6 protein-coding genes are annotated in these 13,771 nt (G+C 39.9%); 4 read left to right on the plus strand and 2 right to left on the minus strand.

Annotated elements, in window-relative coordinates; translation table 11 throughout:
• The first annotated feature begins 41 nt into the window (after nucleotides 1–41).
• From IEV61_RS14735 to IEV61_RS14745, 3 genes are all read left to right on the plus strand, one after another.
• Nucleotides 42–3,482 (plus strand): SusC/RagA family TonB-linked outer membrane protein, encoded by a 3,441-nt coding sequence (locus tag IEV61_RS14735; RefSeq protein WP_229747159.1) that lies wholly within the window; start codon nucleotides 42–44, stop codon nucleotides 3,480–3,482.
• Nucleotides 3,483–3,505: 23 nt separating this feature from the next.
• Nucleotides 3,506–5,107 carry a SusD/RagB family nutrient-binding outer membrane lipoprotein gene (locus IEV61_RS14740; RefSeq protein WP_229747160.1) on the plus strand — a complete coding sequence of 534 codons (1,602 nt, stop codon included), beginning with the start codon at nucleotides 3,506–3,508 and terminating at the stop codon, nucleotides 5,105–5,107.
• A gap of 167 nt (nucleotides 5,108–5,274) precedes the next feature.
• Nucleotides 5,275–7,461, plus strand: a complete 2,187-nt coding sequence (locus IEV61_RS14745; RefSeq protein WP_188417798.1) for a glycoside hydrolase family 3 N-terminal domain-containing protein — start codon at nucleotides 5,275–5,277, stop codon at nucleotides 7,459–7,461.
• A 306-nt stretch (nucleotides 7,462–7,767) separates the two neighbouring features.
• On the opposite strand, the gene IEV61_RS14750 is transcribed toward IEV61_RS14745, so the two are convergent.
• Nucleotides 7,768–8,787 (minus strand): glycosylasparaginase, encoded by a 1,020-nt coding sequence (locus IEV61_RS14750; RefSeq protein WP_188417799.1) that lies wholly within the window; start codon nucleotides 8,785–8,787, stop codon nucleotides 7,768–7,770.
• Nucleotides 8,788–9,189: 402 nt separating this feature from the next.
• The gene (locus IEV61_RS14755; RefSeq protein WP_188417800.1) at nucleotides 9,190–10,209 is read right to left on the minus strand and encodes a S66 peptidase family protein; all 1,020 of its coding nucleotides are present in this window, start codon (nucleotides 10,207–10,209) and stop codon (nucleotides 9,190–9,192) included.
• 454 nt (nucleotides 10,210–10,663) lie between these two features.
• Here IEV61_RS14755 and IEV61_RS14760 point away from each other — a divergent pair, with 454 nt between their 5' ends.
• The gene (locus IEV61_RS14760; protein WP_229747161.1) at nucleotides 10,664–13,771 is read left to right on the plus strand and encodes a SusC/RagA family TonB-linked outer membrane protein; all 3,108 of its coding nucleotides are present in this window, start codon (nucleotides 10,664–10,666) and stop codon (nucleotides 13,769–13,771) included.

Below are 13,771 nucleotides of genomic sequence, written 5' to 3' on the forward strand. Positions count from 1 at the left end.
CACAAAAATTTTTAATTATTAAACTCAATCAATGTATTAGTATGAAAATGAAATTTTACCAAAAAGGTATTTCGCGCAAATATGGGTCAACGATGCTATCGTTAACGACGGGCCTCGTATTTGCGGGCGTGTTTCTTGTAAAAACTGATGCTAAAGCGGCTGTAAAAGCACACTATGGCAACGGTCTTACAATAACTAAAGCTCTTAATAAAACATCCTTCGCCGATATAAACATTTCGGGAACAGTAATGGATGAGAAAGGCCAGCCGCTTACAGGCGTTTCGGTCAAAGTGAAAGGTAGTAGTGCCGGCACTATGACCGATCCGAGCGGCGTGTTTAAAATCACTGCTCCGGAGAATGCAACTTTGGTGATATCTTATATAGGTTATCAATCTAAAGAAGTGCCAGTTGGTGGTAAAACATCGATTTCGATAACCTTAACCCCATCGTCTAACAGCTTAAATGAAGTGGTAGTTACCTCATTTGGTATCAAGCGTCAGGCACGTGCGGTAGGGTATGCAACAAGTACCGTTACCGGTAAAGAAATTACAGAAGCAGGTGCTACAAACTTTGGTTCAGCCTTGTACGGTAAAGCTGCCGGTGTGCAAGTAACTACAGCTCCTGGTGGCGCAAGCAGCGCTGTTAACATACAAATACGTGGTCTTACATCTTTAGGATTTCAACAGCAACCTTTATATGTAGTAGATGGGGTTATCATCAGAAGCGAAAATCAATATGGACCAAATGGTAGAAACAACGGCGGGTTTTATGATGATCAGCGTATTAGAGGTAATGGTATATTAGATATTAACCCGCAGGATATTGAGAGCCTTAATATACTTAAGGGTGCTGCAGCGAGCTCTTTATACGGTTCTGACGCTAATGCCGGTGTTATTATAATTACTACAAAAAAAGGTTCAAAAAGTAAAGGTCCGCAGGTTGCCTTCAATTATGTTGGTACCATGGAGCAAGCCGCTTTTATGCCCAAATTTCAAAATGTTTATGGCCAGGGTTATGACAGGGCTACAAATTTAGCTGTGGGGGCGACAGAAGAAGGTTGGATTCCAGATGCGGCATCGCCAAACGGTGTTAGACCCAATTTTAGGGCATATGCCAACTTTGGTCCTAAGATGGAAGGACAGCAAGTGCGTTGGTGGGATGGATCTATTCGTTCTTACTCTCCACAACCCGATAATTATAAAAACATATTCAGGAATGGTTTTAGTTCTCAGGCAAATGTTTCCTTATCAAACCAAACTGACAATGCTGATTATCGCATTTCGGCATCAAGGCTTGATTATAACAGCATCCAAAGAGAATCAAACCAACAGAGGAATACCTTTGGCTTAAACAGTGGTTTAAAATTAAGTAAAACGGTTAGCGTAGACATTGTTGCAAACTACGTAAACACTTTAACGCATAACAGACCATATCAAACGAACAGGTTAGCTCAGTCATTTGACGGGTTTTTCGGACGTGAAGAAGATATGAATCTGATATTAGATAAATATCAAACTTCTCAAGGATATGCATTTGTACCGTTCAATCAAACTGCACGCAACCCAAGTGAGGCATTCGTTTTTAACGTACGTCCTAATTTGTACGATTACTTCTTTACTACCTTAAAAAATACTTACGATGAAAATGAAAATCGTTTATATACAAGTGCTACCTTAAATTGGGATGTTTTAAAGCACTTAAGGTTTAGGGGACGTATTGGTCAGGATTATACAGGCAGAAGTGTAGAAGAAAAAGGTTACAATCAGTACCCTGTAGCGTTTAATCCGGTAAGTAACAGTACTGGTAATTTTAATGTAAGCACGGGTATTTATTCTGTTGTGTATGGAGATGCATTATTAACATATTCTGATAATCTAACCAAAGATTTTAATTTCTCGTTAAGTGGTGGTTTCACATCGCGCAGCGAACGCTATAAAGATGAAACTTCGGCAACAAGTCAAGGCTTAGTTTCTGAAAACTTTTTCTCGTTGAATAACTCTTATGGCTTGCTGAATACGACTTATACTCGTCAGTCATTTTTAAAATATGGCTTTTTTGGTATACTTAACTTAACCTATAAAAACTATCTATTTTTAGAAGGTACAGTACGTCAGGAATCGGCTTCTACATTACCTCCAAAAAACAACAGTTACTTTTATCCATCGGTAAGTGGCAGCTTTGTATTTACCGACGCATTTAAAAATAGCTTACCTTCTTTCTTATCGTATGGTAAGTTAAGAGCGTCTTACGGTGTGGTGGGTAACCCTGCTGCCAATTACAGGGCTAATGTGCTGTATGCACAAACCTCGTTACAAACTAATAACGGTTCAGTTGCCCAAGTTTCTATACCCAACTCCAATTTTGGTAACAATAACCTGATGCCTGAGAAAAAGCATGAGACTGAATTTGGTTTAGAAACAAGAATGTTTAACGACAGGTTTGGCCTCGATTTTACCTATTACCAAAACAGGATTAAAAATCAAATATTGAGTTTACAGGTGGCACCTACAAACGGCCAGTCGAGCCAAATTGTAAATGCAGGAGAAATTGGTAATACAGGGGTTGAAATAGGATTAAACGGTCGTCCATTGGTGGGCGCTTTTAAGTGGCAAACCCGCTTAAACTTTAGTAGGATCCGCTCTAAAGTTTATTCTTTAGAAGGTGTTAGCCAGATTGTTTATGCCAATCTAGAAAACAGCGGTATTCAAATCGTAGTTAAACCTGGAGAAGATATAGGTAATATTTATGTTTATCCGGTGGCTACTGATAATAACGGCAATAAAAAAGTAGATGCCGATGGATATTATATTATTGATAAGACTTACAAAAAGGCCGGTAATATTTTACCAAAAATCTCTGGTGGTTTAACAAATACATTTGATTACAAAAACTTCTCCTTAACTGTTTTGACCGATTACCGCTTTGGTGGCAAAATAGTATCAACACCACTTAAGTATGGTATTTCGGCTGGTATGTACGAAAGTACTTTACAATATCGTGATGCTGAGCACGGTGGTCTAAGCTATTATATAGACGGTACTAACTACGTGCAGGTTGCCAGCGGTGCAACAGCTGGCCCTGCCGGTCAAAAACTTTACCATGATGGTGTGATATTACCAGGAGTAAACGCAAATGGGCAGCCAAACACTAAGATATTGGATGCTGCTTCGTACTACTTTAATTCATTTGCAGCAGGCAGCGATGAGTCTTTAAACGAAGAAGGGGCTATTTACAAAAATAACTATATTAAGTTAAGAGAATTGACATTAGGTTATACATTACCTAGAAGCGTTTCAAGCAAATTGCACGTAAGCAATGTAAGATTTTCGTTGATAGGAAGAAACCTGTTATACATTTACAGAACACTTAAAAACCTTGATCCGGAAACTTTGATTGGTAGTCAATGGTATAGCCAGGGTGTTGATAACGGATCTTTACCGGCAACACGCAGCTATGGTGCTTCTCTAAATGTTACCTTTTAATAATTAGCCATCAAATATTTATAATGATGAAAAAAGTATTTATAAACATAAGCTTGCTACTTGTGCTGTTTGTAACATTCAGCTCATGCAAAAAAAGCCTCGAAAAGCAATTCAATAATCCGGAATTAACTTCACAAACCAGTTTGTCTACATTGTTTACCGCAATGTTAAACAGCGACAGGGTTAGACCTGCCTATTGGAATCAGCGTACGTATTTAATGCCGCACGCAGCAGTATATTCACAAACGGCTACTTTCGATATTGGCAATACCGTTTACCAGCAAAATGATAATTATACCGGTAATTACTGGTCAGATTTTTATTATCCGGCTGGTAATGGCAGTGGGCCCATGGCTATTTACAGAACAATGGAAAAAACGTTTAATGCATTACCCGCCGCCGAGCAGGCAAACCAACAAGTATTTATGCAGGCAGCAAAAATATTCTTGTATGACCAAGCTTCAAAAATGATTGATGCCTGGGGCGATATTCCGTTTACTGAAGCTGGAAGCCTTGAAACAAACAACGCTATTAAAGACCCTAAGTTTGACGATGCCAAAACGTTATACACTACTTTTATAGCAGGATTAAATGATGCAGCAACATTTTTTAAAACTGCAAGCTTACCTGCTAATGTATCCGCATCTTTTAGTAAGCAGGATATTTTGTTGACCGGCAGCACGGATAAATGGAGAAGATATGCTAACTCTATTCGTTTGCGTATGCTCATGCGTACTTCATTTGTAGATGAAGCTACATCACGCACCGCAGTAACAACCATGCTAAACAATAGCGCAGAATATCCATTAATAGATGGTGGAGGAAGTGCGAGTTACTCACCTGCAAGTAATGATGTTTTGTTACAGCCGTTAACTAACTATACCAATACACCGTTAAGTGCATTAACTGAAATTAACAGTTACTCTGCGCCCGATTACATGCTAAATACTGTAATGGCACCGGCTAATGATCCGCGCATACCAGTCATATTCGATAAATATGGTCAAACTGCCGGAGGCAAATTTACGCCTAACCCAACATATAAGGCAATGCCTATAACGTTTACTGCAGAGCAACAAACCACCGAGCGTACAAAATTTGCCATCATCGATTCAACAACATTCTTGAATAACTCTAAACTGCCGGGTATTGTAATTACTGCTCCGGAGGTTAACTTTTTAAAGGCCGAGGCGTTTGAGCGCTGGGGTTCAAGTGCATCTGCTGCTACAGCTTACAACACTGCTGTTGCTCAATCAGTATCATTTTATTATTACCTGAATAGCATTTCGCCAAGCGGTGTAAAAGTAAGTGCACCATCGGCTGCTGATGTAAATACCTTTTTGGCGGCACCAACTGTTGCTTATACAGGAACGTCGACCGATAAACTGGCTAAAATATGGATTCAGAAATGGTTGAATTTCGGTTTACTACAGGCCGACCAAGCTTGGTCTGAATACCGCCGCACCAAGTATCCGCAGCTAACTTTTGTCGCGCAAAACTCAAATTTCCCTTTACCTCCAACCAGGTTGATTTATCCAAGTGTTGAAACGGGATTCAATACGAACTACGGCGCTGTTAAATCTAAAGACACACGCACCACCAAAATATTTTGGGATGTAAAGTAGTTTTTTCATGATCTAAAAAGCCAGTCTGTAACCACAGACTGGCTTTTTAATTTAATTACCTGTAAGCTAATTTTTGAAATAGTAATTTAGCTTTCAATTCTATCATCACGTTACTTCTCCTTTAGTTGTATTAACCATAGGAGTACTGCAAACCTCAATGCATACTTATGATACTTTTATTTCCTGCAAAAAAAATCACTTTAAAGGCCATTGGTGCGTTTGCGTTCACGGCAATTAGTTGTTTTAGTTATGCACAAACTCTGCCTGTTTACAAAGATGCGCGGCAACCTTTAGATACCCGGGTAAAATCGCTGATAAGCACTTTAACGCTGGAAGAAAAAGCATCTTTACTGGGTTACCGGAGTAAGGCAGTCGACCGTTTGGGTATACCGGCTTACAATTGGTGGAACGAGGGTTTACATGGCGTTGCGCGCGCCGGCGAAGCCACTATTTTTCCGCAGGCTATAGGTATGGCAGCAACTTTTAATGAAGATTTAATACAACAGGTGGGCGATGTCATATCTACAGAAGCACGCGCCAAATATAACTTGGCCATACAGCAAGACCGACATTTGCAATACATGGGTTTAACGTTCTGGTCGCCTAACATCAATATATTTCGCGATCCGCGCTGGGGCAGGGGGCAAGAAACTTATGGGGAGGATCCATTTCTTACATCGCGCATGGGCATAAATTATGTAAAGGGAATGCAGGGTAACGATCTGTTGCATCTAAAAACAGCTGCAACCGCAAAGCATTTTGTGGCACATAGTGGCCCCGAAGCAACCCGCGATGAATTTAACGCCTTAGTAGATGAAAAGGACCTGCGTGATACTTACCTGTATGCTTTTAAAGCATTAGTAGATAATCATGTTGAGTCGGTAATGACGGCTTATAACAGGGTAAATGGGGAGCCAAATTCGACCAGTGATTCTTATCTTAAGAATATTCTTTTAAAAGAATGGGGCTTTAAAGGGCATGTGGTTACCGATTGTGGCGCACTTGATGACATTTACCTAAGGCATAAAACCATGAAAAATGGTGTTGAAGTAGCCGCCGCCGCCATTAAAGCTGGTATTAGTCTCGATTGCTCATCTATATTGCAAAACCAAGTTATTAAAGCCATAAAACAAGGTTTAATAACGGAAAAAGAAGTGGATAATGCTTTATCCAAAATTTTAAGAACCGAATTTAAGCTTGGCTTTTTTGATGATCCTAAAAGCAGTAAATACGCTTATTACGGAGCCGATAGCATAAGTAATTCATCGCACATTGCGCTGGCCCGTAAAGTTGCACAACAGAGCATGGTGTTGCTAAAAAACAAAGACAATGTTTTACCACTCAAAAAGAGTAACTATAGCAGTATAACAGTTTTAGGAACAAACGCGGCATCGCTTGATGCATTAGTAGGTAGCTATCACGGCGTTAGCAGTAAAATGGTTGATTTTGTGGAAGGCATTACCGCTGCAGTAGGTTTGGATACCCGGGTAGAATATGACTTGGGGAGCAATTATACCGATACCACCCATTTTGGTGGTATTTGGGCAGCTGGTAACAGCGATGTAACCGTTGCTGTAATTGGCTTATCACCCGTGTTGGAGGGTGAGGCTGGAGATGCATTTTTATCGGCTACTGGTGGCGATAAAGCCAACCTCAGTTTACCCGTAGGTAATATCGCCTTTATGAGAGCCCTAAGAAAGGGTGTGCCCAACAAGCCCATAATTGCAGTGGTTACAGCAGGAAGTGATGTTGACATTGCAGCTATAGAGCCCTATGCCGATGCCATTATATTAGCATGGTACCCCGGTGAGCAAGGTGGTAACGCACTTGCCGATCTGGTTTTTGGCAAAGTATCGCCTTCGGGCCACTTACCTCTTACTTTTTATAAAAATGAAACCGACCTGCCTGCTTATGATAGCTATGCCATGAAGGGTAGAACTTACCGTTATTTCAAAGGGGCGGTACAGTATCCTTTCGGCTTCGGCCTAAGTTATACCACATTTAACTATGACTGGAAAGATGTGCCAAAGCAAAAATATGTGTTAAAAGATAGCCTAACTTTTTCTGTTACTGTTAATAACACCGGTAAAATTGATGCCGATGAAGTTGTACAAGCCTATATACAGTACCCAAACTTAGAACGGATGCCGGTTAAAGAGTTAAAAGCCTTTAAGCGGATTACGGTATCGCAAGGGCAACAGCAAACAGTAAACTTAACAATACCAGTCAAAGAACTGCAAAAGTGGGATATGAAAAGCCATAAGTGGCGCTTGTATCCTGGTATCTATCAATTGCATGTAGGCGACAATTCGGCCAGTACTAAACTTACTAAATCTTTTACCATAGCTCAATAGATTGAAAGACAAGAGGCCGTTAAATAATGGGCTCTTTGTCTTTCTGGGTTAACATATACTTTCTGTAATGCTAATTAACTCTTTTACAATATTAGAGTCTGTATTGTCAGTTTTAAGTTCCTCCTCTTCTGTGCCCGCTTTTACATCTCTAAAAGTATTTGGTTATTAAAAGTGCGCTTAGCTGTGGTATTCTTTTGAACCGGTAAGTTAAATAAGTTGCCTAAAGTTTTTAGGACGGGGGGCCTTGGCCGTCAACGCTGAGGTTAATGAATTAGCGCATATTTCAAGGCGTATCATTTGTTAGTTTTAATAGATGCTTTGTCCTTTAATTAAAGTGTCCTGTTTTTCTGAATTACAAACAGCGTAAGAAAATCCTTTTTGTATGGCATAAGCACCATACTCGCCTTTTTTATTCAGCGCTAAAAAGCCTACTTGCAGGTTTTTTGCTTTTTCTGGGTTCTTTTTAATGATACGGTTAACGGCTTCTTTACACGCGTTTTCGGGTGTGTAACCTTGTCGCATTAACTCAACCACCAAAAAGCTGCCTACATTTCTTATAACTTCTTCGCCTACACCTGTTGAAGTTGCACCGCCCACTTCATTATCAACAAAAAGACCGGCACCTATAATGGGGCTGTCGCCAACGCGGCCATGTAACTTAAAGGCCATACCGCTCGTAGTACAAGCGCCAGATATATTTCCTGCTGCATCAAGCGCCAGCATGCCAATGGTATCGTGATTATACTGATTGCCTGGAAGTTTTTGAGGCGTGTAATACTTATTCTCAACATTGATTTCAGGCTGATACTTTGAGGTTTTTAGCCATTCCTGCCACGCTTTCTTTGATTCATCATTAAGCAGTTGTTTCTTTTTGAACCCATTCTCAAGCGCAAATTGGGTAGCACCTTCGCCAACAAGCAGCACATGTGGTGTTTTTTCCATAACCATACGTGCTACCGATATGGGGTGATCAATATATTCCATAGCGGCTACCCCTCCGCAATTACCCTTCTCGTCCATAATACAGGCATCAAGGGTTACATGACCGTCGCGATCGGGGTAACCCGAGGCTCCAACGCTATGGTTTTTAGGGTCTGCTTCAGGAATTCGTACACCGGCTTCTACCGCATCCAATGCCCTGCCACCTTTAGAAAGCACTTTCCAGGCCGCCTGGTTAGCCGGAATTCCGAAATCCCAAGTAGAAATAACAATTGGATAATTTGAAGCGGATTTAAGTTCAATGGTTTTTCCAAGTGCATTAACACCCAATAATATTCCAGATGTACCTATGGTACTTTTCAGCAAAAACTTGCGGCGATTTATCATTATATGACTCTTGATTTAAAAGCTTGAAGATAAGGTAAAGCATGTATTTAAAGGCTATTTTTTTTAGAAAAACGCCTTAAAGTGCATGATTTTTTGAAATCCTTTTTCGTCTATAGCGAAAGTATTGGCAGCTCCTTTTACGATAAAGCAGGTATACTTAAATATATCGTCTTTATGTAAAAGGTATTGCCGCTTATGGGGGTTTGTCGGTTTAAAATACTCCTTTTATATCGGCTTTTCAGCTGGTAAAAGCACTACGTCGGAAATATTTTTATGCAATCAAACAGTGCTTCACATTAATAAATCTCTCAGGTATTCAAACTTATTTTATGCAAAGAAAAGCCTATAAAGTTTCCTTTATAATAAGTTTGCTTTCGATTCTGATGTTCCACATTATTTACATTACAATTTTGATTGCAAAATAGCGCCATTTTCAGATACTTGCAATGTGTGAACAACGCCACATTTTAGTGCAAAATTATTTTTCTGATGGCCCACAGGAAATTCAAAGCAGACAGGAAAATCAAAGTTTTTGACTTTTTCCATGACAACGCTTTGCAAGGTACCTCCAAACTCTTCGTCAGCATCGTCGGCTTTTAATTTAAAACCACCAACAATAAGCCCTGCTAAACCTTCCAATTTTTTGCTCCGCAAGAGGTTATACATCATACGGTCAATGTTATAGAGGTATTCACCGGTATCTTCTATAAAAAGTATCTTACCCTTTGTGTTAATGTCTGATTTACTCCCGGTTAAACTGGCAAGCAAACTCAGGTTTCCACCTATTAATGGTGCTGTAACTGTACCCAAGCGATTAAAGCTGGAGGGTAAGGTTTTGTAAATCATACTATCACCCACCAGGGCTTGCTTAATAGATAAAATGTTGTCTGCTTGTATAGGTTCGGCTAACGACCAATTAACAGGAAAACTATTGCACATTTTACTGTGTATTGTAGCTAAATTACAATTGCTGTGTATATGGTTATGTAAAACTGTAATGTCGCTAAATCCAATTACCCATTTAGTGTGTTGCATTAATCCGTCAAAATTCAATTGATCTATTATACGTACCACACCGTACCCACCTCGTGCACACATTATGGCTTTTATATGAGGTGCATCAAGCATATATTGCAAGTCGGCCGTCCGTTCTTCGTCAGTACCGCCTAAAGTAAAGTGTCTTTTGCCTACAGTTTTTCCGATCTCAATGTTAAAGCCCCAGCTTTCCATTAATTCAACGGCAGGCCTTATGGCATCGGCAGAGATATAGCCTGCCGGGCAGGTAATACCTATGCAGTCGCCTGTTTTAAGGTAAGGTGGTAATTTTATCTTCTTATTGTAACTAAGCGACGACTTGCTTTTAATTGATGATGCGGCAATTGTTAACGGTATAAACGAAGCGATAAATTTTTTACGGTGCATAATAAAGCGGTATTCTACAGGTCTGTTAAAACTTTATCTTAAAGCTATGCCTATAAGCGAATGTTGGAATGCTATATTTTTAATGAAGTTAAGTTTGTATTATCGAAGCATTACCAATTGTTATAATTCTTTTAACGTAACTTTTTTGTACGAAAATAGGCATTGTTTGTATTTTTAATTAAAAATAAGCAACTTCATAGGCAAATTGCTCGACAGAATTTAATTTTTTTTAATAATTTAACTCAATTAATAGCTATGAACAGCTAATAGTATATTTAGTTAATATTAACACAATCAGTAATATATCTCATCTCTTATTATAAGGGTTCACCAAATTTAAAATAGAATATTAACTTAAAAATTTACCATTAATCTTAAAATTAAAAGCGAAATCAACAATAATCATTCAAAGCGCTTTTTTATAACACGTCCGAAATATATTAACCATTCATGTATGAAGAAACTTTTACCGATTTTTTTATTTCTCTTGTATATTGGGCTTACACATGTTGAAGCCCAAAGTCAAACTATTACAGGAAAGGTAACCGCTGCCGACGACGGACTTCCTTTACCGGGTGTCACCGTTAAAATTAAAGGTGCTGCCGGAGGTACTCAAACAAGTATTGATGGGGGTTACCGAATTACAGCCAGCCCTAACCAGGTAATTACCTTTTCATTCGTAGGTTACCTAACGCAGGATCAAACTGTGGGCACCTCTGCTGTTATCAACGTTCAATTAAGCACAGATGCAAAGAGCTTAAACGAGGTTGTGGTTACAGCATTAGGCCGTACCACCCAAAAACGGTCGTTAGGTACCTCGCAGCAAACGGTTAAAGGTGCAGATATAGCCGGCACCCAGCGTGAAAACTTCATTAATTCCTTACAAGGCAGGGTAGCAGGGGTGGAAGTTAATAGTTCTTCCGGTGTTCCGGGAGCTTCTACCTCCATTACCATACGTGGCGTTAGTTCTATAAGCGGCAGTAACTCACCGTTGTTTGTGGTTGATGGCTTACCTATCGATAATAAAACATTAAACACCACAGCATTAGTGTCTGACAATAGTGCAACTACAGCTTTTAGTAACCGTGGTGTAGATTTCACCAACCGTGCATCTGACATTAATCCCGAGGATATAGAAAGTTTGGTGGTGTTGAAAGGTCCTGAAGCTTCGGCTTTGTATGGTATTGATGCCGCCAACGGTGCCATTGTAATTACCACAAAAAGGGGTAAACCGGGAGAGGGAAGAATTGATTACAGCAATAGTTTCAGGCTCGAAAAGCTACGCACAAAACCCGAAATTCAAAACACTTTTGGCTTAGGTACCAATGGTGTGGGCAATACTATTTCATCGCTATCTGGCGCGTATGAATATTTTGGTCCTCAATATCCGGCCGATACTAAGTTTTATGACAATGTTGGTAATTTCTTTCAAACCGGCTTCACGCAAAAACACAACCTGGCTCTTTCGGGCGGTAGCGATAAGGCTACATACCGGATTTCCACTTCTTATACCAACCAAAACGGTGTTGTTCCGGGTTCACTATACGATCGTATTAATGTTACTGGTGCTACGCAGGCTACTTTAAACAAATGGATGAAGGCCGATTTGAGCATGAACTATGAATATGCCAATAACGACCAGCCTTTAAAAGGAAACATAGGACCGTTAATTGGTTTGCTCGACTGGCCTCAAACGGATGATGCTCAAAACTTTTTAACCCCGTCAGGAACCAGGCGATACCTGGCCTTAGCTCCGGGACTTGTGGCTACCGAGGTTGACAACCCATACTTCAGCATCAACAAAAACATCAATAACACTAAAAACAACCGTATCTTCAGTAACCTGGCTTTAATTATTACGCCGGTTAAATGGCTTAGTTTAAAAACCAATGTAGGTATAGATGCCTATAGTAACCATTTAGTGCTGGTTAGGCACCCCGAAAGTCGTGCGGGATATTCAAGAGGCGGAACTATAGATGTAGCTAATGATAATACCCGCAATTTTAACCTGCAAAACATCCTGAGTTTAACCACTCAAAAATTAGCTAAAGATCTTTCCATAAGCGGTTTTGTCGGCTATTCTATGCAAGACCTGAAATCGACCATTGATGCCGGTTTCGGTGAAAATTTCTACGACCCTAACTTTGTATCATTAAATAACACGCTTAGTACAAGCAGGGGTAATAAAACTACGATTACGCAGCGTCGGTTGGCAAGCTTTTTTAGTCAGGCATCCTTAAATTACAAAGATTATTTATACATAACCGGGACATTGAGAAACGACCGGACATCAACTATACCAATTGAGCGGTATTCTTTCTATTATCCGGGTGTTTCGGGTAGTTTCGTATTTACCGATGCTGTTCCTGCTCTAAAAAAGTTTTTTACATCAGGTAAACTTCGTGCGGCTTACGCAGCTGTTGGTAAAGATGCCAGGCCCTACGCTTATGAATCTTCTTTGGAAAGCAAAACAACGGTTGGCGGAGGATATGGCTATGGCCTTACCGGTCCAAATCCAAACTTACGGCCAGAGTTTGCAAAGGCGTTTGAGTTAGGTACCGAACTTAGCTTTTTAAATGATAGATTAGGATTAGACTTAACGGTATACCGGAAAACAACTACCGATCAAATTGTAAACGACATACGTGGCAGTTATGCAACAGGGTTTGTATTATTTAACTTGAATGGTGCTGCAACGCTTAGTAAGGGTTTAGAAATTACCTTGCGTGGAGATCCTATCAAGAGTGAAAACTTTAACTGGAACATTCTTGCCAATTTTGCGGCAAACCGAACTATCGTAAAATCTTTACCTAACGGTATACCCGAATCATATGTTTCTGATGCTAATTTGTATGCTAACATACGTACCGGTAACATCGTTGGCAATTCCACACGTGGTATAACCGGGCAGTTCTATTTGCGCAATAATAACGGGCAGCTCTTAATTAACCCCGGTACTGGTTTACCCGTTCGTTCTACTTTGTACACCAATAACGGATACGACCGTAATCCGAAATTTAGCATAGGTTTAACTAATACATTTAGTTACAAAGCATGGTCATTAAACTTCCTGCTCGACATTAGAAAAGGTGGAGATGTATTAAATGCCACTCAGCATTTCTTAACTACCGTAGGTTTAAGTACCCTGACTGAAGATCGCCTGCAATCGCGCATTATTGGTGGTGTACTACAAGATGGTAAAGAAAACAGCGCTAACCCAACAGTAAATAATATCGCTGTTACCCCATACTATCAAAACGGCTACTACACTAATATGAGCGAGGAACTGTTTATCGAAAAAAACATTAATTGGATAAGGTTAAGAGATGTTACTTTGAACTATGCCTTACCGACCAGGCTCATTAAAAGGCAAAAATTTGTTAAAACAGCCAGCGTGTTTGTAACTGCAACAGACCTGTTCCTGATCACAAATTATACCGGCCTCGACCCCGTAGTAAATGGCAATACAGCCGCTGTGGGTGGTTCGGGTGCAGTAGGTATTGATTATGGTAACTTCCCAATTCCTTTGGGTTTAAATTTCGGTATCAGAGTAAGCTTATAA

The sequence above is a fragment of the Mucilaginibacter galii genome, from assembly GCF_014635825.1.
GTDB classification, from domain to species: Bacteria; Bacteroidota; Bacteroidia; order Sphingobacteriales; family Sphingobacteriaceae; genus Mucilaginibacter; species Mucilaginibacter galii.

Coding starts and splice junctions, on each gene's coding strand:
- IEV61_RS14735 (WP_229747159.1), top strand. CDS start 42: ATGAAAATGAAATTTTACCAAAAAGGTATTTCGCGCAAATATGGGTCA.
- IEV61_RS14740 (WP_229747160.1), top strand. CDS start 3,506: ATGATGAAAAAAGTATTTATAAACATAAGCTTGCTACTTGTGCTGTTT.
- IEV61_RS14745 (WP_188417798.1), top strand. CDS start 5,275: ATGATACTTTTATTTCCTGCAAAAAAAATCACTTTAAAGGCCATTGGT.
- IEV61_RS14750 (WP_188417799.1), bottom strand. CDS start 8,787: ATGATAAATCGCCGCAAGTTTTTGCTGAAAAGTACCATAGGTACATCT.
- IEV61_RS14755 (WP_188417800.1), bottom strand. CDS start 10,209: ATGCACCGTAAAAAATTTATCGCTTCGTTTATACCGTTAACAATTGCC.
- IEV61_RS14760 (WP_229747161.1), top strand. CDS start 10,664: ATGAAGAAACTTTTACCGATTTTTTTATTTCTCTTGTATATTGGGCTT.